Origin of the sequence: Cryobacterium sp. PAMC25264 (assembly GCF_019443325.1) — a bacterium.
Taxonomy (GTDB): domain Bacteria; phylum Actinomycetota; class Actinomycetes; order Actinomycetales; family Microbacteriaceae; genus Cryobacterium.
This window is the reverse complement of the sequence record NZ_CP080383.1, coordinates 2,776,211-2,801,135: the sequence shown is the minus strand read 5'-3', so window position 1 is coordinate 2,801,135 and position 24,925 is coordinate 2,776,211. Positions and strand designations below refer to the sequence as shown.

16 protein-coding genes and 1 pseudogene are annotated in these 24,925 nt (G+C 64.3%); all 17 read left to right on the top strand.

Going from position 1 to position 24,925, the window contains the following annotated elements:
- The first annotated feature begins 589 nt into the window (after positions 1-589).
- The 17 genes and pseudogenes from rpoB (at position 590) to KY500_RS12910 (ending at position 24,859) form a co-directional block, all read left to right on the top strand.
- Complete coding sequence (gene rpoB, locus KY500_RS12990; protein WP_066597748.1) at positions 590-4,081, top strand: DNA-directed RNA polymerase subunit beta; 3,492 nt, start codon at positions 590-592, stop codon at positions 4,079-4,081.
- A 44-nt stretch (positions 4,082-4,125) separates the two neighbouring features.
- A pseudogene (locus KY500_RS12985) lies at positions 4,126-8,018 on the top strand (DNA-directed RNA polymerase subunit beta').
- An 804-nt stretch (positions 8,019-8,822) separates the two neighbouring features.
- Complete coding sequence (locus KY500_RS12980) at positions 8,823-9,518, top strand: hypothetical protein (RefSeq protein ID WP_219900898.1); 696 nt, start codon at positions 8,823-8,825, stop codon at positions 9,516-9,518.
- 1,037 nt (positions 9,519-10,555) lie between these two features.
- Complete coding sequence (locus KY500_RS12975; protein WP_219900897.1) at positions 10,556-12,226, top strand: GspE/PulE family protein; 1,671 nt, start codon at positions 10,556-10,558, stop codon at positions 12,224-12,226.
- A 27-nt stretch (positions 12,227-12,253) separates the two neighbouring features.
- A complete protein-coding gene (locus tag KY500_RS12970; RefSeq protein ID WP_219900896.1) occupies positions 12,254-12,979 on the top strand; it encodes a hypothetical protein in 726 nt (241 codons plus the stop codon).
- On the top strand, positions 12,970-14,028 hold the full coding sequence (locus KY500_RS12965) for a type IV pilus twitching motility protein PilT (RefSeq protein ID WP_219900895.1): 1,059 nt from the start codon (positions 12,970-12,972) through the stop codon (positions 14,026-14,028). The genes KY500_RS12970 and KY500_RS12965 overlap by 10 nt, the downstream gene beginning before the upstream one ends.
- Positions 14,028-15,257 (top strand): type II secretion system F family protein, encoded by a 1,230-nt coding sequence (locus KY500_RS12960; RefSeq protein ID WP_219900894.1) that lies wholly within the window; start codon positions 14,028-14,030, stop codon positions 15,255-15,257. Before KY500_RS12965 ends, KY500_RS12960 begins: the two co-directional genes overlap by 1 nt.
- Before the next feature lie 198 nt (positions 15,258-15,455).
- The gene (locus tag KY500_RS19630; protein WP_304505673.1) at positions 15,456-15,950 is read left to right on the top strand and encodes a type II secretion system protein; all 495 of its coding nucleotides are present in this window, start codon (positions 15,456-15,458) and stop codon (positions 15,948-15,950) included.
- Between the two features lie 117 nt (positions 15,951-16,067).
- The gene (locus KY500_RS12950) at positions 16,068-17,435 is read left to right on the top strand and encodes a prepilin-type N-terminal cleavage/methylation domain-containing protein (protein ID WP_219900893.1); all 1,368 of its coding nucleotides are present in this window, start codon (positions 16,068-16,070) and stop codon (positions 17,433-17,435) included.
- A complete protein-coding gene (locus tag KY500_RS12945) occupies positions 17,432-18,124 on the top strand; it encodes a type II secretion system protein J (RefSeq protein WP_219900892.1) in 693 nt (230 codons plus the stop codon). Before KY500_RS12950 ends, KY500_RS12945 begins: the two co-directional genes overlap by 4 nt.
- Complete coding sequence (locus tag KY500_RS12940) at positions 18,124-19,902, top strand: hypothetical protein (protein ID WP_255579298.1); 1,779 nt, start codon at positions 18,124-18,126, stop codon at positions 19,900-19,902. Before KY500_RS12945 ends, KY500_RS12940 begins: the two co-directional genes overlap by 1 nt.
- The gene (locus KY500_RS12935) at positions 19,899-20,738 is read left to right on the top strand and encodes an A24 family peptidase (protein ID WP_370626812.1); all 840 of its coding nucleotides are present in this window, start codon (positions 19,899-19,901) and stop codon (positions 20,736-20,738) included. Before KY500_RS12940 ends, KY500_RS12935 begins: the two co-directional genes overlap by 4 nt.
- Before the next feature lie 34 nt (positions 20,739-20,772).
- The gene (pilM, locus tag KY500_RS12930) at positions 20,773-21,822 is read left to right on the top strand and encodes a type IV pilus assembly protein PilM (protein WP_219900891.1); all 1,050 of its coding nucleotides are present in this window, start codon (positions 20,773-20,775) and stop codon (positions 21,820-21,822) included.
- Positions 21,819-22,481: a hypothetical protein gene (locus tag KY500_RS12925; RefSeq protein WP_219900890.1), complete on the top strand. Its 663-nt coding sequence runs from the start codon at positions 21,819-21,821 to the stop codon at positions 22,479-22,481. Before pilM ends, KY500_RS12925 begins: the two co-directional genes overlap by 4 nt.
- Before the next feature lie 2 nt (positions 22,482-22,483).
- Positions 22,484-23,200 carry a hypothetical protein gene (locus KY500_RS12920; protein WP_219900889.1) on the top strand — a complete coding sequence of 239 codons (717 nt, stop codon included), beginning with the start codon at positions 22,484-22,486 and terminating at the stop codon, positions 23,198-23,200.
- Positions 23,201-23,317: 117 nt separating this feature from the next.
- Complete coding sequence (locus KY500_RS12915; RefSeq protein ID WP_219900888.1) at positions 23,318-24,343, top strand: hypothetical protein; 1,026 nt, start codon at positions 23,318-23,320, stop codon at positions 24,341-24,343.
- Positions 24,344-24,370: 27 nt separating this feature from the next.
- Positions 24,371-24,859: a DUF6121 family protein gene (locus KY500_RS12910; RefSeq protein ID WP_219900887.1), complete on the top strand. Its 489-nt coding sequence runs from the start codon at positions 24,371-24,373 to the stop codon at positions 24,857-24,859.
- Positions 24,860-24,925: the final 66 nt, after the last annotated feature.

The following is a 24,925-nucleotide window of genomic DNA, read 5'->3' as shown; positions in this document are numbered from 1 at the left end:
GCGACCCCTCACAGCTGCCGGACGTGAGTTGCCACTTTGCGCCCCCTGGGCCGCCCGCAATGGGCCTCGACTGGCAAGTCAGCGCCAGGCCAGGAGATGAGTTGCCAGTTGCGGCCCCTTCAGCAGCCGGCAATGGGCCCCAAGTGGCAATTCACCCGCGGGCCCTGACCGGGGCGTGCAGGATGCGCCGCCCCAGATCTCCGCGACTTGCGCCGACGTGCCCCTTCCACGCCCGGGAAGGGGCGCTAGCAGCAACTCGACGGTGGAGGCTGCCGCATCCGAAGCCCGACACGCAGCCCAACGCCCGTCACACACCGCACCCGAAACCGGGTTATACCTGAGAATTTGACGAAGGTCAACATTCGGGTAGACATGGCGAGTCAGAGCGCATATAGTTGACCTTTGCGCTCCCAGATTTAACTCTGCCTTCATATTGCGGTCGGCTTTGCGTGCTCAAGCCACCTTGCAGCACGTTACTGCGCCGGATGTCCTCATATCGCGGATAGACATCCCAGCTGCAGGATCTGTGGAGTCCATACCAAATTACTAACAGTGATTAGACCTGACGGGGTCCACGGAGGTTACTTCCTTGGCTGCTGCGCGCAACGCAACCACCAATTCACCCAAGAACGGACGAGCCGCTGGCCGTCTTTCGTTCGCAAAGATCACCGACAATCTCACGGTTCCCGATCTGCTCGCTTTGCAGACCGAAAGCTTTGACTGGCTCGTTGGCAACGACATCTGGAAGGCTCGCGTCGCCGAGGCACAGGCGGCCGGTCGACAGGACCTGCCCACCCGTACCGGCCTCGACGAAATCTTCGAGGAGATCTCTCCGATCGAAGACCTCAGCGAAACGATGCAGCTGTCCTTCACCAACCCGGAGCTCGAGCCGGAGAAGTACACCATCGACGAGTGCAAGGAAAAGGGCAAGACCTACTCCGCACCGCTGTACGTGAACGCTGAGTTCATGAACCACCTCACCGGTGAGATCAAGACCCAGACCGTGTTCATGGGCGACTTCCCGCTGATGACCCCCAAGGGCACCTTCGTGATCAACGGCACCGAGCGTGTCGTCGTGTCGCAGCTCGTGCGCTCCCCGGGTGTGTACTTTAACCGCGAACAGGAGAAGACCTCCGACAAGGACATCTACTCCGCCCGCGTCATCCCGAGCCGTGGTGCCTGGCTCGAATTCGAGATCGACAAGCGCGACCAGGTCGGCGTTCGCATCGACCGCAAGCGCAAGCAGTCCGTCACGGTGTTCCTCAAGGCCCTCGGACTCACCTCCGAAGAGATCCTCGAGGAGTTCAAGGGCTTCGCGTCCATCGAGCTCACCCTCGAGAAGGACAACATCCTCACCAAGGAAGAAGCCCTCAAGGACATCTACCGCAAGCTCCGTCCGGGAGAACAGGTTGCCGCCGAGGCCGCGCGTGCGCTGCTGGACAACTTCTTCTTCAACTCCAAGCGCTACGACCTGGCCAAGGTTGGTCGTTACAAGATCAACCGCAAGCTGGGCCTCGAAGCGCCGCTGAGCGACTCCGTCCTCACGCTCCAGGACATCCTGGCCACGATCAAGTACCTGGTTGCGCTGCACGACAACCAGACCACGATCCGCGGCACGCGCGACGGCGTCGAGACCGACATCCGCATCGACATCGACGACATCGACCACTTCGGTAACCGTCGTATCCGCGCCGTCGGCGAGCTCATCCAGAACCAGGTTCGCACCGGCCTGTCCCGCATGGAGCGCGTCGTTCGCGAGCGCATGACCACGCAGGACATCGAAGCGATCACCCCGCAGACCCTGATCAACGTGCGCCCCGTCGTCGCCGCGATCAAGGAGTTTTTCGGTACGAGCCAGCTGTCGCAGTTCATGGACCAGAACAACCCGCTCGCAGGTCTCACGCACAAGCGTCGCCTGTCGGCGCTCGGCCCGGGTGGTTTGTCCCGTGACCGCGCCGGCGTCGAGGTGCGAGACGTTCACCCGTCCCACTACGGCCGCATGTGCCCGATTGAAACCCCGGAAGGCCCGAACATCGGCCTGATCGGTTCGCTCGCCTCGTTCGCGCGGATCAACGCTTTCGGTTTCATCGAGACCCCGTACCGTCGCGTCATCGACGGCGTCGTCTCCACGACGATCGACTACCTCACCGCAAGTGAGGAAGACGAGTACATCGTCGCGCAGGCCAACGCCCCGCTGACCAAGGCTGCCCGCTTCGCTGAGGGCCGCGTTCTGGCCCGTAAGAAGGGTGGAGAGGTTGACCTCTTCCCCGCAGAAGACATCGGCTACATGGATGTCTCGCCGCGCCAGATGGTGTCCGTCGCGACCTCGCTCATCCCCTTCCTCGAGCACGACGATGCTAACCGCGCACTCATGGGTGCCAACATGCAGCGTCAGGCTGTGCCGCTGCTGCTCAGCGACAGCCCGCTGGTCGGAACGGGTATGGAGGGCTTCGCGGCCATCGACGCCGGCGACGTGCTCACCGCACAGAAGTCCGGTGTGGTCATGGAGGTCTCGGCTGACGTCGTCACCATCCAGCTCGACGAGGGTGGAACGCAGGACTACTACCTGCGCAAGTTCAGCCGCTCCAACCAGGGCACCAGCTACAACCACCGTGTCATCGTCAACGCCGGCGACCGTATCGAGGCCGGCGAGGTCATCGCCGATGGTCCCGCTACCGACCAGGGTGAGCTCGCTCTCGGAAAGAACCTCCTCGTGGCATTCATGTCATGGGAGGGTCACAACTTCGAGGACGCCATCATCCTGAGCCAGAACCTGGTGAAGGACGACGTTCTCTCCTCGATTCACATCGAAGAGTACGAAGTCGACGCGCGCGACACCAAGCTGGGCAAGGAAGAGATCACCCGCGACCTGCCGAACGTCTCCCCGGATCTGCTTGCAGACCTGGACGAGCGCGGCATCATCCGCATCGGTGCCGAGGTTCGCCCCGGCGACATCCTCGTGGGCAAGGTCACGCCGAAGGGCGAGACCGAGCTTTCCGCCGAGGAGCGCCTGCTGCGCGCGATCTTCAACGAGAAGAGCCGCGAAGTTCGCGACACCTCGCTGAAGGTTCCCCACGGTGAGCGTGGCACCATCATCGGTGTCAAGGTCTTCGACTCGCAGGATGGCGACGACGAGCTCGGCTCGGGCGTCAACCAGCGCGTTGTGGTCTTCATCGCCCAGAAGCGCAAGATCACCGAGGGTGACAAGCTCGCCGGTCGTCACGGCAACAAGGGTGTCATCTCCAAGATCCTGCCGGTCGAGGACATGCCGTTCCTCGCCGACGGAACCCCGGTCGACATCATCCTGAACCCGCTGGGCATCCCCGGTCGCATGAACTTCGGCCAGGTCCTGGAGACCCACCTCGGGTGGATCGCCAAGCAGGGCTGGCAGGTTGAGGGCAAGCCCAAGTGGGCCGGCCGTCTGCCCGAGGCCGCGCACAGCGCCGCACCGAACACCAAGGTCGCGACCCCGGTGTTCGACGGCGCGCTCGAGGAGGAAATCGCCGGTCTGCTCGACTCGACGACTCTGACTCGCGACGGCGACCGCCTGATCGACTCCACCGGAAAGACGCAGCTGTTCGACGGCCGCTCCGGCGAGCCGTACCCGATGCCCATCGCGGTCGGATACATGTACATCCTGAAGCTGCACCACCTCGTCGACGACAAGATCCACGCACGTTCGACGGGCCCGTACTCCATGATCACGCAGCAGCCGCTGGGTGGTAAGGCGCAGTTCGGTGGACAGCGTTTCGGCGAGATGGAGGTGTGGGCGCTCGAAGCATATGGAGCCGCTTACGCCCTGCAGGAACTCCTGACCATCAAGTCGGACGACATCCTCGGCCGCGTCAAGGTGTACGAAGCCATCGTCAAGGGCGAGAACATCCAGGAACCCGGTATCCCCGAGAGCTTCAAGGTTCTGATCAAGGAAATGCAGTCGCTGTGCCTGAACGTCGAGGTGCTCTCGGCCGATGGAACCGCAGTCAGCCTGCGCGACACGGATGACGAGGTCTTCCGCGCAGCGGAGGAACTGGGCATCAACATTTCCACCCGGTTTGAGTCGTCGTCAATCGACGACATCTAAGCCTGGCCACTGACGAATACTCGAAAACTTTCCAAGGAGAGAAATTGCTCGACGTAACAACATTTGACGAGCTTCGCATTGGCCTGGCCACCGCTGACGACATCCGTCGTTGGTCGCACGGTGAGGTCAAGAAGCCCGAAACCATCAACTACCGCACGCTCAAGCCCGAAAAGGACGGCCTCTTCGGAGAGCAGATCTTCGGACCGTCCCGCGACTGGGAGTGCTCGTGCGGCAAGTACAAGCGAGTGCGCTTCAAAGGCATCGTCTGTGAACGCTGTGGCGTAGAGGTCACGAAGTCGTCTGTGCGCCGTGAGCGCATGGGCCACATCGAGCTCGCCGCCCCGTCACGCACATCTGGTACTTCAAGGGTGTGCCCTCGCGTCTCGGTTACCTGCTGGACATGGCTCCGAAGGACCTCGAAAAGGTCATCTACTTCGCTGCCTACATGGTCATCGAGGTCGACGAAGACGGTCGCCACCAGGACATGCCTGGGCTGGAGAACGAACTGCGCCTCGAGATCAAGACCCTCGAAGGTTCACGCGACTCCCGCATCGCCGACCGTCTACAGCGCCTGGAAACCGACCTCGCAGCACTGGAGGCCGAAGGCGCCAAGAGCGACCAGAAGAAGCGCACCAAGGACGCCGCCGAGAAGGAGATGTCCCAGGTTCGTAAGTCTGCCGACGAGCAGATCGCTCACCTCGAGCGTGTGTGGGAAGACTTCCGCACCCTTAAGGTCGGCGACCTGAAGCCGGAAGACTCCGTCTTCCACGAGCTCCAGGACCGCTTCGGCATGTACTTCGAGGCCTACATGGGCGCCGAGGCCATCAAGAAGCGCCTTGAGGCGTTCGACCTGGTCACGGAGAGCGAAAACCTGCACCTGCAGATCGCCGAGGGCAAGGGTCAGAAGAAGATCCGCGCCATCAAGCGTCTGCGCGTCGTCAACGCCTTCATCATGACTGGCAACTCGCCGGCCGCGATGGTGCTCGACGTCGTGCCGGTCATCCCGCCGGAACTGCGCCCGATGGTGCAGCTCGACGGTGGCCGTTTCGCCACCTCTGACCTCAACGACCTCTACCGTCGTGTGATCAACCGCAACAACCGTCTGCGTCGTCTGCTTGACCTCGGTGCCCCCGAGATCATCGTGAACAACGAGAAGCGGATGCTGCAGGAAGCCGTTGACGCGCTGTTCGACAACGGTCGTCGTGGCCGTCCGGTCACGGGTACCGGTAACCGCGCCCTCAAGTCCCTGAGCGACATGCTCAAGGGTAAGCAGGGTCGATTCCGTCAGAACCTGCTCGGTAAGCGCGTTGACTACTCTGGCCGTTCGGTCATCATCGTCGGCCCGCAGCTGAAGCTGCACCAGTGTGGTCTGCCCAAGCAGATGGCTCTGGAGCTCTTCAAGCCGTTCGTGATCAAGCGCCTGATCGACCTGAGCCACGCTCAGAACATCAAGGCCGCCAAGCGCATGGTCGAGCGCAGCCGTCCGCAGGTTTGGGACGTGCTCGAGGAGATCATCCGTGAGCGCCCGGTTCTGTTGAACCGTGCACCCACGCTGCACCGCCTCGGTATCCAGGCCTTCGAACCTCAGCTCGTGGAGGTAAGGCCATCCAGCTGCACCCCCTCGTCTGTGCGGCGTTCAACGCCGACTTCGACGGTGACCAGATGGCTGTGCACCTGCCGCTGTCGATGGAGGCCCAGGCCGAAGCGCGCATCCTGATGCTCGCCTCGAACAACATCCTGAAGCCGTCCGACGGTCGTCCGGTGACCCTGCCCACACAGGACATGATCATCGGTCTGCACCACCTGACCACGCTCAAGGAAGGCGTCACCGGCGAAGGCCGCGCGTTCACCTCTGTCTCGGAGGCCATCCTGGCCCACGACCAGAAGTCGCTCGACCTCAACGCCAAGGTGCGCATCCGCATCACCGACCTGTACTTCACCGAGGGCACCCAGCCCGACGGTGTCGAGTTGGTCGATGGTCAGGCTGTCGGAACCGTCCTGGTGAACACCACGCTGGGCCGCGCCATCTTCAACGAGGCGCTGCCGGCTGACTACCCGTACTTCGAGAAGGTTGCCGACAAGGGCACCCTCTCGGCCATCGTGAACGACCTGGCAGAGCGGTACCCGAAGGTGGAAGTAGCGGCAACGCTCGACCGCATCAAGGACGCCGGCTTCTACTGGGCCACCCGTTCCGGTGTGACCGTCGCGCTCAGCGACATCCTGACGCCTCCGAACAAGAAGGAGATCGTCGGCACGTACGAGAAGATGGCCGCGAAGGTTCAGACGCAGTTCGAGAAGGGTCTCACGACCGACCTCGAGCGTCGTCAGGAGCTCATCCAGATCTGGACCAAGGCGACCGAAGACGTCGCCGCGGCCATGCAGGCGAACTTCCCGGCTGACAACACGATCAACCGGATGGTCACCTCTGGTGCTCGTGGTAACTGGCTGCAGGTGCGAAACATCGCCGGTATGCGTGGTCTGGTTAACAACCCGAAGGGTGAGATCATCCCTCGCCCGATTATCTCGAGCTACCGCGAAGGCCTGTCCGTCGCCGAGTACTTCATTGCTACTCACGGTGCTCGTAAGGGTCTGGCCGACACCGCTCTGCGTACTGCAGACTCCGGGTACCTCACGCGTCGTCTCGTCGACGTCTCGCAGGATGTCATCATCCGCGAAGACGACTGCGGCACGACCAAGGGTCTCGACCTGCCGATCGCCACGAAGGATGCCGCGGGTAACCTCTCGCGTCACCCCAACGTGGAGAACGCGGTTTACGCTCGCAGCCTGGCCGCCCCCGCGGTCAACGCCAAGGGCGAGGTTGTTGCTGACGCCGGAGACGACGTCGGTGACGTGATGATCGAGAAGCTGGTTGCCGCCGGCGTCGAGAACATCAAGGTGCGCTCGGTGCTGACCTGCGAGTCTGCTGTCGGTGTGTGTGCGGTCTGCTACGGCCGTTCGCTCGCGACCGGCCTGCTCGTGGACATCGGAGAGGCCGTCGGCATCATCGCCGCACAGTCGATCGGTGAGCCCGGCACGCAGCTGACCATGCGTACCTTCCACACCGGTGGTTCCGCATCCGCAGACGACATCACCCAGGGTCTGCCCCGGTGCAGGAGCTCTTCGAGGCGCGTACCCCCAAGGGTGCATCGCCGATCGTCGACGTTGCCGGCCGCATCACCATCGAGGACACGGATCGTAGCCGCAAGGTGATCCTGACCCCCGACAACGGTGACGAAGCCATCGCCTACCCGGTGCTCAAGCGCGCGACCCTCCTCGTTGAGGATGGCCAGCACGTGGAGCTCGGCACGCAGATCATCATCGGCGCCGTCGACCCGAAGGAAGTTCTTCGAGTCAAGGGTGTCCGCGCGGTGCAGAAGCACCTCGTCGGTGGCGTGCAGGATGTCTACCGTTCGCAGGGCGTGCCGATTCACGACAAGCACATCGAGGTCATCGTTCGTCAGATGCTTCGCAAGGTGACTGTTGTGGAGCACGGCGACACCGGCCTGCTGCCGGCGAGCTCGTTGACCGGTTGAAGTACAACGAACTCAACCGCACCGCGCTCACCGAGGGCAAGAAGACGGCTTCGGCTCGTCAGGAAGTCATGGGTATCACCAAGGCTTCGCTGGCAACCGAGTCCTGGCTGTCGGCCGCTTCCTTCCAGGAGACCACCCGGGTTCTGACCCAGGCGGCCATGGAAGGCAAGAGCGACCCGCTGATGGGCCTGAAGGAGAACGTGATCATCGGTAAGTTGATCCCGGCCGGCACCGGTCTTCCCCGCTACCGCGACGTCAACGTCGAGGCAACGGATGAAGCCAAGGCTGAGCGTTACCCGAACCGCATCTTCACCGATGATGCAGCGTTCACCGAGGGTGACCTGAGCTTCGTCGACTTCGACAGCTTCTCGTCGGACGACTTCACCCCCGGTACGTACAACTAACCGAGGTTGATTCCCGGATGGCCCCCTGCTTCGGCAGGGGGCCATTCCCCGTTAACCCGCGGATGCCCGCTGCACGGCCCCGGTCGACGGACGATTATCAGGAGATCGGACGATTAACAGGACGTTCTCGCCAATCTCGTCCTTCTCAAGTCACTTTCTCCCCCTAAAGTCACGTGCTTTCCCGAGCGGATGCGCCACCGTGCGCTGGTGGAGCCTGTCCCGCAACCCGTCCTGCGGTGGGTTCCCGGTCGTCGGTCGAGCCCGTCGAGACCCCGCAACGGGTCCTGCGGTGGGTTCCCGATCGTCGGTCGAGCCTGTCGAGCTGTGGGGGCGCTTCGCGCCCGGGTGTCGGCGGAAGTGCACTTCCTTAGGAGACCCCGCGACCGGTCCTGCGGTTGGTTCCCGGTCGTCGGTCGAGCCTGTTGAGACCCCGCGACCCGTCGTGCGGTGGGTTCCCGATCGTCGGTCGAGCCTGTCGAGACCCCGCAACCGTTCGGTTAACACGAGGAACCGCCGTGGGACAGACAGTGCGGACTAGGTCGCGCAACAATAAGTCATGAACCACGGCGGTTCACCTACATCTTGTCCTGCTTCGAGCGCTGACGCAACCGGCGCACCCCTCGCATCCGCTCGCCGACTCGATCTGGCCCGGCACCCCGCACGCCCTCCCACGGGAGCGGTCAAACGGCCGCTTCGCAGCCCAGCAGGAGTCCACGTGGCCCCATTCGGGAGCTCGGCCAGGGCAACCGGGGCGGCCCAGTGCGGCCGCTAGGCTGGGGGGAATTCTTCGAGGGGGATCACCGCATGGGTGCTGCAACGTTGCCGACCGGGTCACCGTCCCGGCGTCCGCTTTGGTTCGCGCTGGGCGCGGTGGGCGCACTTCTGGTGGTGGTCCTCATCGTGGTGCTCGTGGTCTGGCGCGGCGGGGCGGGAACACCCGGCGGCAACGCGGCGGAGGAGACCCGCCCCACCCCCACTACCTCGGCCGAGCCGCTCGCCGTGGCCAGCGCCACTCCCACGCCCAGCACGCCGGCCGGCCCGCATCCCACCACCTGTGAGTCGATCTACAGCCCCGCGATGCTGACGAAGTTCAGCGAGACCCGCACACTCAACCCCGCCTGGACTCAGGCTGCCGACCTGCCGCCTCGGTACGGCACGACGGATGCTCAACTCACCACGGTCATCGAAGGCGACGAGCACCTCACCTGCGCGTGGGCCGCCGAAGGGGGCGGCTCCGATAGCGGTCTCACCACAAACGTGGTGTTCGTCACGGCCGCGCAGTCCGAGGCGGTGCACCAGCGCCTCAACGCCCTCGGCCAGAACTGCTACGAAGAGGCCGGCGGCATCCGCTGCGTCATCGAAACCGCGAAAGACGCCGACGGCTTCGCGGGTGAATCGCACTTTCTGCGCGACGGCATCTGGCTGGCCACGCATTACGTGAGCACCGGACCGGACGGTTACACCCTCGACATGGTCAGCACGATCTGGGCCGGCGCCTAACCACCAGCCTCTTCTGCCCCGGCCGGGCTATGCTGTGCGCAAAATCCTCCGCGAGGCGCACAGGGAGGCCGGATGCCCTCGAACGCAACTCCCACCATCACCCCGGGCCGCACCTGGGTGCTACTCATCCTGGGCGGCATTGTCACGGTGTTCGTCGTGTTCGCGGCTATTTACGTGGTCAATCTGCCGCGGCCGGCGAACACCCCCGGCCTTGATTCGGGTGCGCGCCCGGTGCCGACGGGGTCGCCCGCCCCCGAGCCCGTCTCCTCTTCACAGGCGGTCGTCGCGCCGGGCACTCCACAACCGAGCTCCTGCGCCGAGATCTACAGCGCCGCCATGAAGCAGGCTTTCGGCGACCTCGTTCTCAACCCCAAGTGGACCACCCAACCCGGCGCTGACGTGGGCGACGGCGCCTACGATCCGGATCTGGTGGCCGTGATCACGTCCTCCGAGCACCTCACCTGCCGGTGGGCCAGCCCGGACGGGCCATCGGGCAGCGGTGTCGACACGAGCATGGTGTGGCTGAGTCCGGAGCAGAGCACGGCGGTGACCGAACGGCTGGCCGAGCTTGGTTACGGATGCTACGAGGAGCTCGGCGGGCTGCGTTGCCTCACTGAAAGCGAGAGTAGCGGCCTGCTGGTGGGGAGTCACACTTCCTCCGCGGCGGTGTCTGGCTCGCCACGCGCTACACGAACGCCGGCCCCGACGGCTACACCCACGACATCATCAACACCCTCTGGGCCGGCGCCTGACCTCCCGCGAGCTGTGAGCAAAGCACCGAAAACGCGCCCATTTCGGTGCTTAAGTCACAGTTCGCGAGCTCGATCGGGCGGCGGATGCGATGGGGTCGCGGTCGGGCGCGCACGCAGCGGTTGCGCCCCGACAGTCCCGCAATCACCCCCTGTTGCGGGACTGTCGGCGGCGCGACGGGCGGCGATAACGTGAGCTGTCACCAGAGACACCTCGGGCACGGTCGGCCAACTCGGCCACTCATCTCGAGCTTTTCGCAGCAGCACGTTCGTTAGGGGGAGGGTCGTATGGCCACCCTGACGGAAATCCTGATCCTGCACGGCCTGTTGCCGATCGAGCACCTCGACAAGCTCATGGCGGGCGACCCGGCCGACGAGGCCGCGGTTCGCGCGTTGGTCGACTCCGGCGTCATCACGGAGATCCAATTCGCGAAGGCGAAGGCCGACCAGGCCGGTCTCCCGTTCGTTGAGCTCATGGAGTACCCGGTCGACCGCCTGGCCGTCTCGCTCGTCACCGCCGCGATGTCCAAACGCCACCTGGTGCTGCCGATCACCATCGAGGCCGGACGCCTGGTCGTCGCGATGGTCGACCCGGGCAACGTCTTCGCGATCGACGATGTGCGCGAGGCCGCGCACATGCGCATCATCCCCGTCGTCGCCGAGCGCAATGATCTCCTCGCCGCCATCGCTCGCTACCACCGTGCCGACGACGAGCTGAGCAACCTCACCACCACCATGGAGGAGGAGCAGGCCCCCGTCGAGAGCACGGCGTTCGGGGTGTCCGACTCGCAGGACGACGACGCACCCATCGTGCGATTCGTGAACCTGCTGGTGAGCCAGGCCATCCAGGACAAGGCCTCCGATATCCACATCGAGCCGGGTGAGCACAGCCTGCGGGTGCGTTACCGCATCGACGGCGTGCTGCACGAGATGCAGCACGCGCCCAAGAGCATCCAGAACGGTGTGATCTCCCGGCTCAAGATCATGAGCGATATCGATATCGCCGAGCGACGCAAACCGCAGGATGGCCGCATGTCGGTCAGCCACGCCGGCCGCCAGATCGACCTGCGCGTGGCGACCCTGCCCACGGTCTGGGGCGAGAAGATCGTCATGCGCATCCTCGACAACTCCAGTACCACCATGAGCCTGCACGACCTCAACCTGCTCGACCACAACTATGCGGCGTACCAGAAGTCGTACACCAAGCCGTACGGCATGATCCTGGTCACCGGCCCCACCGGATCCGGCAAGTCCACCACCCTGTATACCACCCTCCACTCCGTGGCGCGGCCGGAGATCAACGTGATCACGGTCGAAGACCCGGTGGAGTACCGCATGAAAGACATCAACCAGGTGCAGGTGAACGTCAAGGCCGGACTTACGTTCGCCAGCGCGCTGCGCTCGATTCTGCGCAGTGACCCGGATGTGGTGCTGCTGGGTGAGATCCGCGACCACGAGACTGCGCAGATCGCCATCGAGGCCTCGCTCACCGGCCACCTCGTGCTGTCGACCCTGCACACCAACGACGCACCGAGCGCCATCACCCGGCTCACCGAGATGGGCATCGAACCCTTCCTAGTTGGTTCCGCGCTCGACTGCGTGGTTGCCCAACGGCTCGCCCGCCGGCTGTGCGACCGCTGCAAGCAGCCGGTGGAGCACACGCCCGAGCACCTCGCCGCCCTGCACTTCGGGGTTGACCCGACCAGGCCGCCGCCTGTTCTCTATCAACCGATCGGGTGCCAGAACTGTTCGAAGACCGGCTACCGCGGGCGCATCGCCGTGCACGAGGTCATGACGGTGTCCGAAACCATTGAGCGTCTCGCCGTCGACCGCGCTTCGAGCGCAGACATCGGCCGGGCCGCCCGGGCGGAGGGCATGATCACCCTCCGCGAAGACGGGTGGGAGAAAGTCCGGATGGGCCTGACCTCAATCGAAGAGATTCTACGAGTCGTCGCATAGCGCTCGCGCATGCCGAAGGAGAACAGCATGGACAAGCCAATTTACGAGATTCCGCCCATCGAGCCCGGCGCCAATGTGTCCTGGTGGGACGCGATCGCCGCCGACGACGAAGCGGCAGCTACGGCCGCCGGCGACCAGGCTGTGACGGATACGTCGGTGTCGACCACCACGGAGCTTCCTCCTGCGCGCCGCGCGCGGGTGAATCCACCGACGGTGCCCTTCGACGCCCTGGTGCTGGGCACGGCAGCCGCACCGCCCGCGCACCAAACGCCGATCATCCCTCCCGACCACCAGCCGGCGACCGCCATGCTGCCCGAACCGGCCTGGCCGCCGGCGCTGGAGCACGTCCCGGAGCTCGGCTGGCCGCCGGCGCTGGAGCACGTCCCGGAGCTCGGCTGGCCGCCGGCGCTGGAGCACGTCCCAGAACCCACCTGGCCACCGGCGCTACAGCGGCTCCCGGAGCCCAGCTCCGATCCCGAGCCGGCCACAGTGCCGATCACGCCCCAATTCAGCACCACGGCCGAGGAACGCGTCTACGCGCCCGGCTCCCGGCACCTGCCCACCGGCCGGCGTGCCGCCATCCCGGTGCAGGCGACCGAGTCCGCGCCAGCGGTGCGCACTCCAGCCCCGCCGCACTTCGGACCCGACGGCCGCCAGGCCGACGCCGACCTCATCGACGCCCTCACCCTGGTGCTGGAGCTGGAGGCGTCGGACCTGCACATCACGGTGGGGCGCCGCCGACCATGCGCATAGACGGCGCCCTGCGACCCATCGAGGGGTTGCCGGTGTGGATGCCGGAGAAGGTCAACGCGGCCCTGTACAGCATCATCTCGATCGGTGACCGGGTGCGCTTCGACGAAGAGCGCGAACTCGACTTCGCGTATACCGCCGCCGGAGCCCGGTTCCGGGTGAACTTCTACCACCAGCGCAACTCCATCGGAGCAGCGTTCCGCCTCATCCCGCGGGAGATCAAGCCGCTCCGGCAGCTCGGTGTTCCCGAGTCCGTCGGCCGCTTCTCGCTGCTGCCGCGCGGTCTCGTGCTAGTCACCGGCCCCACCGGCTCGGGCAAGTCCACCACCCTGGCCGCCATGGTCGACCTGGCCAACAGCACCCGGCCCGACCATATCGTCACCGTGGAAGACCCGATCGAGTTTCTGCACAAGCACAAGAAGTCGTTGGTCAACCAGCGGGAGGTCGGCCACGACACCCACAGCTTCGCTGCGGCCCTCAAACACGTGCTGCGCCAGGACCCGGACATCATCCTGATCGGCGAGCTCCGCGACCTGGAGACGATCTCTGTGGCCCTGACCGCGGCCGAGACCGGCCACCTCGTCTTCGCCACCCTGCATACCCAGGACGCCGCCCAGACCATCGATCGCATGATCGACGTCTTCCCCCCGCACCAGCAGGGCCAGATCCGCACCCAACTCGCCGCAACCCTGCGCGGCGTGGTCTGCCAGACCCTGGTCAAGAAGGCGAACGATAAGGGCCGGGTCGTGGCGACCGAGATCCTGGTCACTACCCCGGCCATCGCCAACCTCATTCGCGAGGGCAAGACCCATCAGATCACCTCGATGATGCAGGCCGGCAGCGCCGAGGGCATGCACACCATGGACCAGCACCTCGCCGACCTCGTCGACTCCGGCCAGATAACGCGTCAGGCCGCCATGGACAAGGCGCACGACACCGAGAGTCTCACCCAGCTCATCAAGCGCGCCGAGAGTCCCACAGATGCGCCGTCGAACAACATGGGCAGCGGTGGCGTCGACTACGGCGACACCTACTCCATTCCGCAGCGCTGATGTCAGCCGTTCAGCCGTGGGTCTACACGGGCCGTGACAGCAAGGGCAAGACGGTCAAGGGCAAGCTGGATGCACCGAGCGAGGGGGCCGTGGCGACGCGCCTCAGCACCATGGGTATCTCGCCGATCTCCATCACGGAGTCGGCCGAGGGCACCGGCCTCAACCGCGAGATCTCGATCCCCGGCTTCAGCCGCGGAGTCGGCCTCAAGGACCTGGCCATCATGAGCCGGCAGATGGCCACCATGATCGGATCCGGCCTGTCGCTGCTGCGCACCCTCAACATCCTGGCCGAACAGACCGAAAGCAAGCCACTCGCGAAGATTCTCGCCCAGGTGCGCGACGACGTGGAGACCGGGGTCTCGATCTCCGAATCGTTCGCCAAGCACAGCGAGTCCTTCCCGCCGATCATGATCAACATGGTCCGCGCGGGAGAGACCGGCGGTTTTCTCGACGGTGCGCTGGAGTCGATCGCGGCGAACTTCGAAAAAGAGGTCAAGCTGCGCGGCACCATCAAGTCGGCGATGACCTACCCGGTGATCGTGCTGATCATGTCCCTGGTTTCAGTACTGATCATGCTCATTTTCATCGTCCCGATCTTCGAGGACATGTTCAAGGGGCTGGGAAGCGGGCTCCCGGCGCCCACCATGATCCTGGTCAATCTTTCCCATGCCATGGTCTACGTCGTGCCCGTTCTCGCCGTCGTCGGCATCGGCTTCGGCTTCTGGTGGCGTAAGAACAAGCACACCAGCCGGGTGCGGATGGCTGTGGACCCGGTCAAGCTCAAACTGCCGGTGTTCGGTAGTCTGCTCAAAAAGATTGCTGTGGCGCGGTTCAGCCGCAATTTCGCCAACATGATCGGTGCCGGGGTGCCCATACTCCAAGCCCTCAAGATCGTCGGTGAGACCTCCGGCAACTGGGTCATCGAGAACGCCCTGGTCAAGGTCGCCGAGTCCGTCAGACAGGGCCAATCAATCGCGGGCCCCCTCATTCGGCAGCCCGTATTCCCGCCTATGGTCACGCAGATGATCGCTGTGGGCGAGGATGCCGGCTCGTTGGAGACCATGCTCAACAAGATCGCCGACTTCTACGACCAGGAGGTCGAGTCCACCACCGAGCAGCTCACCTCGGCAATCGAGCCCATCCTGATCGCCTTCCTCGGTGTGGTGATCGGCGGCATGGTCATCGCCCTCTATCTGCCCATTTTCAGTATCGCTTCGGTCATTAAGTAGAAGCCTGACCGATCTGGCGGTGTGCAGGAGTCATGGACTTTTAGCGAGCCCGCATTCAACTAGTGATATTCGGTATGACCCCATAAATGGGGCCTGACCTGCGTAAAATACCCCTCATTCATGGGTCGTAGCTGGGAATATCCTCCCAATAACATGACAGCAGAGCGGCCCCGACCGCCAGTTCGAACCACCTATGGAATGGATGTCACCTTGCTCTCTCGCAGCCTCGCCGCACTCAACCGCCGCCGCAACGACCCCGACTCGAACGACAAGGGCTTCACCCTGATCGAACTCCTCGTGGTCGTCATCATTATCGGGATCCTGGCTGCGATCGCCATTCCCGTGTACCTGGGTGTTCAGGACAACGCCAAAGACAGCTCCGCTCAGTCTGACGTCGTGAACCTCAAGACTGCCGTCGTCAGTCTGCAGACCAATACCGGCTCGCTGCCCGACGAGGCTGCGGTGATCGATACGGCAGGTGTCGCCCTAACCACGGCTGCGATTAACGCCGGTGCGTCGAAAGGCACAAACACTCTGAAGCTGACCTACAAAAAGGGCTCCGGAAGCGCTTTTTGTGTCGCTGGCAAGAGCACTAGCACCGGCGCTCCCGTCTTCTTCTCCCTCGAATCCGGAGGAACTCTGAAGGTCAATGGGACAGTAACGCCACTTCCCGGCGCCTGCACCGCGCCGTAACACCGCACAGAGCTAGGCGAGGCATTATCGCCAGCTAGTGGGTGGGGCACCGCGTTCCGCGGTACCCCACCCGCTGGGCAACACCCGAAGTTGAACCAACGCCGAGAGGGCCACCACATGAGCAGGATTCGTGCTCGCCTCGGCGGGACCGCGGACCGGGACTCCGGCCTCACCATCATCGAGATCATGGTCGCCATGATGGTCTTCGCGATGATTGCCGTGTCGGTGGCCTACGCACTCACCCTGTCCCTGTCGATGGGCAACGACAACCGCTCCCGCGAAGCGGCGGCCAACCTGGTCGCGCAGGAAATCGACCTGAATCGGGCGGTGGAAGACCTCTTCACCTTGGTGGACGCCGACAAGACCACCACCATCAACGGCACCACCTTTCACCTGCACCGCCAGACCAACTGGGTGACGTCGGTCAGCGCCGACGCCACCTGCGGTTCGGGAGGCGGACAACTCAAGTACAAACGCGTGAATGTTTCAGTCACCTGGGACGGCATGCGCGCTGCGACCCTGCCGGTCCGAGGCGACACCGTGATCGCCCCCGGCACCCGCATAAACGACCCGACGCTGGGCACCATCCTGGTCTCAGTTCGGGGCGCGTCTGGCACCGGCAGGGCCGGTGTGATCGTGTCCGCCGCTCCCGCCATACCCGCTGCGGGAGCCGCCACCCTGACCGAAACTCCTGACCCCACCGATGCTCAAGGCTGCAGCTACATCCTCAAGGTCGTCCCGGGCAACTACAACGTATCCGTCTCATCGCCGAACTCAGTTGATGTGAACCAGGTCAGCACTCCCGTCTCTTTCGTGGGGGTCGGTGCTGGTGCCGCAGCCTCAGTGGCGTTCCAGTACGACCGCTTCGGCGCCTACACGGTCACGTATGCGTCCAACGCCCCCGCAGGGTCGGCGATCCTCCCGACCAATCTGGATACGACCTTCATGAGCACGTACCCGCTCTACACCCGAACTGCAACGACGAGTGCGTTGTCCAAGGTCTTCGAGCTCCACCCGTTTGCCTCCGGCTACCAGATCTTCAGCGGCAAGTACGTTGCGTCGAGTGCCACCGTACCGGGCTGCATCTCACCGAATCCCGCCGAATGGACCACGCCCCGACCGGATGGTGCGGTCGGCCATGCGGTACCTGCCGTGGCGACTCTCCCCGGCGTTCCCATCGCCACAACTGTCCCAATGGGCCTGGTCACAGTGACTGGCCTCAACGGCAAGTTCCTTGTAGCTGCCTCCCAAGCGTACGCACCGGGGACCGGCGCAGCAGGGTGCGCCGGCACGATGAACTACAGCTTCGGCAAGCTCGGCAGTAACTCGGTGACGCTCGCCTTGCCCTACGGCGCCTGGCGGCTGTCCAGCGGCACCACGCTCGGTGCCGAATCGACCCCCGTCACGTCGGGCCTGAGCGTTCCGGCCCCGTCGACCGTCCTGTCGGGCCTTGTCACTCTGGACCCCCGAGTGGTGGCACCGTGATCGCCCGTACTCGGCACCGGCTGAACCAAAACGACCAGGGAATCAGCCTCGTCGAACTACTCGTCGCGATGCTTCTGCTCGCCATCGTGGGAGTGATCGTCTCCGGCCTCTACTCGAGCACGATGCGCACCGTTTCCCAGGCGAGAACCCTGAACAGCAATACTCGTGAGGCTTCCAACGGTATGAACGAGGTTTCTCGTGTGATCCGGGCAGCCACGGAGAACCCGGTCTCGGGTGCGGCCAACCAGCCTGCTCTCGAGACCGCGATGCGAGAGTCCGTCACCCTCTACGCCTACATCAACCTGGTATCTTCGGCGGAACTGCCTGTGAAGATCCAACTGTCTCTCGACACAAGTCGCCGCTTGATCGAGACACAGTGGCCGGCAATTGAGACTCCGGTTGGTTCGGGATTCTTCACGTTCTCCACGGTGTCCAGCTCCACCCGCATCATGGCGGGCACCGTCGCGCCCCAGAGCGGTAGCGCGCCGTACCTTTTCACCTACGTGCTCAAGGACGGTACCGAACTGACGTCCCCGACTGGAGGGTTGAGTCCAGCTCAACGCCAGACCATCGCAGCGATCAAGGTCACAATGACGCTTCAGGGAAGCGCCACCGATACCCGCTCAGCGGTCACTCTGCAGAACACCGTGGGCATGCCCAACCTCCCCATCTACAGAACGGGGCCCTGATGCTCATGGTCAGACGGAAGCATGGGCGGCAACGGCCGAGCGACCGCGAGGCTGGCATCGCCCTGCCCATGGTGATTGGCACGGGGATGGTCATGCTGATCCTGGTGACATCGGCTTTGGCGTTCTCCGTGAGCGGCCTCGTCAAGGCCAGCTCCGACCAGAACTGGAGTGCCGCGAGCTCGGCCGCATACGCGGGTGTCGAGGAGTACGAGAGCCGGCTGGCGAACGACAACGCCTACATGATCTACGGCAACTCGGCGGCGCCATTCAGCAGCACCAGCACTCTGCTCCTACCCACTGGAGCGCAGACTAACCCGGCCTTCGGGGTCGGAGCGAGCGGCACCTGGGGCGCCGTCGAAGGCAGTGACGGTCGGGCCACTTACCGCTATGAGGTTGATACCTCGAAGTACTCAAGCTCGGGCATCCTGCGTATTCGTTCGACGGGTCGGGTCGGCCAGGCCACTCGCACCATTGTGGCGAACTTGAAGCAGCAGGGATTCATCGACTTCCTCTACTTCACCGACTATGAGATCCAAGATCCCGACCAGAACGGCGATGACGTCGCCACCTGCGTTCAATATGCCTGGCAGGGTCGTCCTGCGCCGACACCGCCCACCAGCGCCTGCAGCGACATCGCGTTCGGCAATAGTGACGTTATCAATGGCCCGGTGCACTCGAACGACACCATTCGCGCATGCGCCGCGACTTTCAACGGCATCGTCACGACAGCCAACAACCCGCCAACGGGATTGCGGTATCTCAAACAGGACTCGAACGGATCGTCGTGCACGGGTCAGGTCTTTTCGAAGGGCAATCCCACCTACAGCCCGAAGGTGGGGATGCCGCAGACCAACTCGGAGATGAAGAGCGAAACCCGGTCCGACCTGCCCATCGCAGTCGTGGCGGTGCCGGGATGCCTGTACACGGGGCCCACCAAAATCACCTTGACCAGTAACGGCAAGATGACGGTGTGGTCGCCGTGGACCAAGAAGACAAATGTAGCCGGCGAGCCCGCCACGTCCGGAACCACGCCGGCGAGATGCGGAACGCCGGGTAGCGGGACCGGCGGACTGGCCTCGACCACGGGCGCAACCATCGATGTGCTCGACCGCAACCTGATCTTCGTGCAAAATGTTCCGACTGCAATCGGTAATCCCAACACCTGGCCGACGAGCGGCGTGGGCATGTACCCGACCGGCATCACGAACGCTGTGTGCGCGGCCGGAAACGGTATCGGGTACCCGATGAGTGGAGAGTATGTCGCGTCGGTCGCGACATCGTACGGCTGCCGCAACGGGGACCTCTTCGTCAGTGGCGCGCTGAGCGGTGCCATCACTCTCGCCGCGGAGAACTACGTGTACGTGACGGGCGACATCACGTATGTGTCTGCGCAGGATGACATCCTCGGCCTGGTCGGCCAGAACGCGGTGTGGGTCTGGAACCCGGTCAAGGTTTCGGGCGGGTCGTACTCGGCATTGCTGGGGAACGACCGAACGATCAGCGCCGCGATCCTGTCGGTGGCCCACACGTTCCAGGTGCAGAACTACGACCGTGGCGGCACACAAGGAACATTGACCGTCAAAGGCGCCATCTCTCAGAAGTTCCGCGGCATCGTGCGCAGTGGAAGCAACGGATACACCAAGGCGTACTTGTACGACGACCGCTTCCGGTACATCGCACCGCCGAAGTTCCTCTCTCCGGTCTCGACCACTTATGGCGTCAATGTGGTCGTCGACGTGAAGCCGGCATTCACCGCGGCTGGAGTGCCGATTCCGTGAGTGCATCCTGGCCTGCGGGCCTGACCCTCCTCATCGTGGCGATGAGCGGCGTGCTCGGTCTCGCCATCGGATCCTTCCTGAACGTGGTGGTCTACCGGGTGCCCATGTACCTGTCCGTGGTTTCTCCGCCCAGCGCGTGCCCGCGTTGTGGCGCTCAGATCGCGCCGCGTGACAACATTCCAGTCCTGTCCTGGTTGCTGCTGGCCGGCAAGTGTCGCACCTGCAAAACCTCGATTTCTGCGCGATATCCCCTTGTTGAGGCCGGCACAGCTCTTGCGTTCGTTGCTGTCACCTCGCGGATGCTGTCAGGACCGAGTGACGCCGGTGTCGCAAGTGAGTTGCTGATCCTGACGGGTTTTCTCTACCTCGTTGCGATAAGTATCGCGCTCGCCTTAATCGACCTCGATGTGCACAGGCTCCCGAACCCTTTGGTTTTGCCCAGCTACGTCGTCGGTGCGGTCCTATTGGGTTCGGCTGCAGCGCTGTCAGGCGACTTGGCAGCGGTCTTGCGGGCAGGAGCCGGATTGGCCGCGTTGTGGGTGGCGTATTTCATCCTGGCGTTGGCCTACCCCGGCGGCATGGGATTCGGCGACGTCAAACTGGCGGGCGTGCTCGGCCTGTTCCTCGGCTTCCTCGGTTGGGGAGAGCTGGCGGTCGGTGCGTTCGCCGCATTCCTACTCGGCGGGATATACGCCGGGGGTCTGCTCGTGTCGGGACGAGCGACCCGCAAAAGTGGCATCCCGTTCGGCCCCTGGATGCTGATCGGCGCTTGGGTGGGAATCTTCTTCGGCGGGTGGCTGTGGACCGGATACCTATCCGTGCTTGGGGTGATTTAGACGTGTTTTCAAACAGTGACAAAGGAGTAATTCCGTGGCAAAAAGTGTCGTAGGAATGGACATCGGCGGCCTCACGCTGCGCGCTGTTGAAATCAGCGACCCCAGTTCGGCCCGACCGACCCTGTTGCGATACCACCAGGTTCAACTTCCGGCCGGTGCCGTCGTGAGCGGCGAGGTCATCGAGACCAACACGGTTGCCGGCGCGCTCAGGCAACTCTGGTCCGAAGGCGGATTCAAGACGAAGTGTGTCGTACTGGGTGTCGGTAACCAGAGGGTCTTGGCTCGTGACCTCAGTGTGCCGAAGATGTCGCTGGCTCGCATCCGTGAATCACTTCCCTTCGAAGTGCAGGAGATGCTTCCCATTCCTATCGCTGACGCGCTCCTCGACTTCTACCCCATCGCTGAGGTCGAAGGCGAAAGCGGACCAATGATTCGCGGCCTCCTAATCGCGGCCGTGAAGGCTGCGGTCCTGGCAAACGTGAAATCCGCGCAACTGGCCGGCCTGACCACCGTGGATGTCGACTTGATCCCCTTCGCCCTGAGTCGCGTGTTGTTGTCCCGCCCCGGGGTGAGCGGCACGGTTGCTTTGATCGATATCGGAGGGAGCACCACGAGCGTCGTCATTGCCATTGACGGAGTACCGCAATTCGTGCGCATCATTGCAACGGGTGGGAATGACATCACCCAGGCATTGCGCTCCGACGCAGAGCCGGGCGGCGAGCAGCCCGAAGAGACCAAACGGCGTCTCGGCCTGGCGACCGGTACCGTGGCAGCGGCCGACAAGAAAGCCATCGAGGTGATCTACAAGGTCGCCAGCGAGCAGTTGACGAGCCTGCGCAACACCATCAGTTATTTCGTGAACACACGGCCGATCGACGCGGTGAGTCAAATCGTGCTCAGCGGAGGGGGCTCTCAGCTGCGTGGGCTTCCAGAGGCCCTGGCTGAGATGACTCGGCTTCCAGTTGAGGTCGCAGATCCGTTTGGGATGGTGGCGCTGGGCAAGGGGCTCACGCTACAGGAGCTTCGCCGCGACGGCTCCGGTTTCGCTGTGGCACTCGGACTGGCGCTCGGGCGGGCGGCGTGAGCCGCGCGGGCAAGGACGTCGCCCTGATCGTCGGCGGTGTTCCCAGAGTTGACCTGCTTCCTCCCGAAGTACACCGTGAGCGTCACGCCAGAGTCGTTCGTCGTCGAATGGGCTGGGGTGTCATTAGTGTGGTGGCGTTCATGGCGCTGGGTATCGGTGGGTCTATTGCGTGGGCGATGCAAGCCCAATCACAATTGGCCAGCGAGCAGGCGCTGACGCCCAAGCTACTCGAGGAACAATCCAAGTACCTCGAGGTGCGAACCGTGCAAAGCCAGGTGGAGCTTGTGAGGGCTGCGCAGCAGGTAGGGGCGTCAACCGAAATTGACTGGAAGTCGTACCTGGATAGCGTCCAAGCCATCCTTCCCCCCAGTGTGAGCGTGGAGACAGTGACCGTGGACTCGGCCTCGCCCCTGGCTCTCTATGTGCAGCCCACCGCGCCCTTACAAGGTGCCCGCGTGGCCACGGTGACGTTCACTGTGAAGAGCGCGATCCTGCCGGATGTGCCTACCTGGTTGGATTCCCTCGCCGATTTGAGAGGGGTGGCAGACGTGCTTCCCGGCTCTGTGGCCCGGGGCGAAGACGGTGTCTTCACTGTGACCCTGATCATGCACGTCAACGATGCCGCCCTTGCGCAGCGTTTCACCGGCGAGGAGAAGTAGCCATGGACAAGAACCGATTCTGGATGATCGGCTCCATCCTGATTATGATCGTGGTGCTGGTCGGGGGCACAATACTTGGGATTCAACCGCAGCTCGCCGCTGCGGCGGCCGCGAACGCCCAGCGCGACACGGTGGCAACCGCGAACGCTGGCCAGGCGGCCGTGCTTGACCAGTTGAAGCAGGACTTCACCGGCCTTGAATCCCTGAAGAGTGAATTGGCTCCGCTCAACGCATCGGTGCCGTCGGAGACGGGCATGGCCGCTTTCTTCAAGCAGCTCGATGCGCTCGCCGGAAGCACCCAGGTCACGCTGAAAGGAATTACCGTGGCCGACCCGGCGCCCTACGTACCTGTAGTGGCACCCGAAGCGGTTGCAGCGCCCGCCACGGAAACGGACTCTTCGGCAAGCCCGGCTCCGACCGCGGTGCCGGAACCCGGCACACCGTCCCTGGGTACGCCGCCGGTGACTAACTCGAAGATCACAACCGAGAACTTTGCCTCTATGGACATAACCGTGACGGTCAAGGGCAGCTACGTCAACACACTCCAATTCGTGAACGGTCTGCAAACCGGTGCGCGCCTGTTCCTCGTGTCGGGCTTGACAAGCGCCCACGGTGCGGGAGACGAGGCCGCCGCCGCTCCCGATGACGTGACCGCGACCATCTCTGGCCTCGTCTACGTGCTCGTGCCCAGCGGGCAGGAAGTAGCCCCGGTTGAATGACCGGCGAGTGACACAACGCTTCCCCGCCGCGCGCGCCAAGCTTCCGTCGACTTCGCACCCCTGATTGCTACAGTTGCAGCACAGAGCTACGGCCACGAGGCTCACGAGGAGTGCAGCATGACCGACACGACGCCCCCTGAGGGAAACAAGAACCACAACCCGGATGCGCCCACCACGCCCATCCACGACAACCAGTCCCCAGAGCCCACCACCGTGGCCGACCCCAGCAAGGTCGTCGACGAGACCGTGATCGACCCCCACGTGGAGCCCGCCGCCGAGACGCCAGCGCCCGACGCCGAGCCCGCCCCGTACGTCCCCGGCGAGCCGATCGACTACGAGCCGGCCCCGTATACCGCCGCCGACTCCGACGCGCCGACCGAAAAGGTCGAACGCCTCACCGCTGAGCCCGAGGCCACCCCGGCCGAGGTCGCTCGCGACGAAGCCGTTGCCCAGCAGAAGGACTACACGCCCGCGTACGTGCCCACGCCCGCCGCGGCCAGCCAGCCGCTCGTGCAGCAGCCGAGCGTGCAGCAGCCCAGCGCCGAGCAGTACACGCCCACCCAGCAGTTCGCGCCCACCCCGGTGTACGTCACGGCTCCGACGCCGCCCAAGACCGCGGGCAACCGCGCCGCGGGCATCCTCATCGGCTTGATCGCCACCGCCGTGTTCGCCGTGGTTTACGCGGTTGTCGCGTTCGTCATCTCCGCGTCGAGCGCCCCCACGGTCGCCGAGGCCACCACCCGGTTTACCGACTTCCTGGTGCTGCCGGTCTTCTACATCCCGGTGATCTTCTTCTTCCTCGCCTTCGCCCTGCTGGTGGCGGTGCTCAACCGCGCCGGCTGGTGGGCCTACGTGCTCGGCGGCTTCCTTGTGGCCGTGGTCGTGTACTTCTCCTACATCGGCGGCGCCCTGCTGGCCGTGCAGGCGTGGAACCTCACCCCCGCCGAGGCCGGACGCTTCGTGACCACCCAGTGGCTGAATCCCGGCGCCATCGCCGCAGCCATCGTGGCCCGCGAGGTGCCGATCTGGTTCGGCGCTTGGATCGCCCGCCGCGGTCGCAGCGTCACCGCGAAGAACGCCGCCGCCAAGGCCGAGTACGAGCGTCAGCTCGCCGAAGGACCGCAGCTCGCTCGTCCGGCCTAACCGCCGGCAGCAGTGCGGGGGGAGCACATGCGCGATTATCAGAAGTACGCGACCATCGTCGCCGTCTTCGCGACGGTGCTCTACGCCGCGCTGCTCGTGGCCGCCTTCGGCATGATCAGCCTGGCCACCAACCTCGACGTCATCGCCGACCGCTCCGCCGGCCCACTCGTCGGCCCCACCATGGCCGCCGTCGCGGTGCTGCTGGTGCTGCTCATGCTCATCCTCCTCGGCGTCAACACCCCACCCGACAAGCAACGCGTCGTGGTGGGGTTTGCCGTTGCCACGGGCATCGCCGCGTACGGACTGTTCATCGCCACCGGCGCCATCCTCGTGGCCGCCGGCAACGGCGACCCGTTCGCCGTCGTACTCTTTGCCGGGTCGATGCTCGCCAGCCCCTTCGCGCTCAGCGTAGGCGCGCTGGCGTTCATCGTGGCGCTCAGCTATTCGATCCTGCTCGCCTCGCACTACGGCGAACACGGCCGCCCGCTTTGGCCCTGGGAACGCCGCGGCGAGTAACGCCCGACGCCCGACGCACCACCGCACCCCCGCACAGCTCTGCCTGCAACTTGAAATAGGGACCGA

Coding starts and splice junctions, on each gene's coding strand:
- KY500_RS12980 (WP_219900898.1), top strand. CDS start 8,823: ATGGGTGCTGCAACGTTGCCGACCGGGTCACCGTCCCGGCGTCCGCTT.
- KY500_RS12975 (WP_219900897.1), top strand. CDS start 10,556: ATGGCCACCCTGACGGAAATCCTGATCCTGCACGGCCTGTTGCCGATC.
- KY500_RS12970 (WP_219900896.1), top strand. CDS start 12,254: ATGGACAAGCCAATTTACGAGATTCCGCCCATCGAGCCCGGCGCCAAT.
- KY500_RS12965 (WP_219900895.1), top strand. CDS start 12,970: ATGCGCATAGACGGCGCCCTGCGACCCATCGAGGGGTTGCCGGTGTGG.
- KY500_RS12960 (WP_219900894.1), top strand. CDS start 14,028: ATGTCAGCCGTTCAGCCGTGGGTCTACACGGGCCGTGACAGCAAGGGC.
- KY500_RS19630 (WP_304505673.1), top strand. CDS start 15,456: ATGGATGTCACCTTGCTCTCTCGCAGCCTCGCCGCACTCAACCGCCGC.
- KY500_RS12950 (WP_219900893.1), top strand. CDS start 16,068: ATGAGCAGGATTCGTGCTCGCCTCGGCGGGACCGCGGACCGGGACTCC.
- KY500_RS12940 (WP_255579298.1), top strand. CDS start 18,124: ATGCTCATGGTCAGACGGAAGCATGGGCGGCAACGGCCGAGCGACCGC.
- KY500_RS12920 (WP_219900889.1), top strand. CDS start 22,484: ATGGACAAGAACCGATTCTGGATGATCGGCTCCATCCTGATTATGATC.
- KY500_RS12915 (WP_219900888.1), top strand. CDS start 23,318: ATGACCGACACGACGCCCCCTGAGGGAAACAAGAACCACAACCCGGAT.
- KY500_RS12910 (WP_219900887.1), top strand. CDS start 24,371: ATGCGCGATTATCAGAAGTACGCGACCATCGTCGCCGTCTTCGCGACG.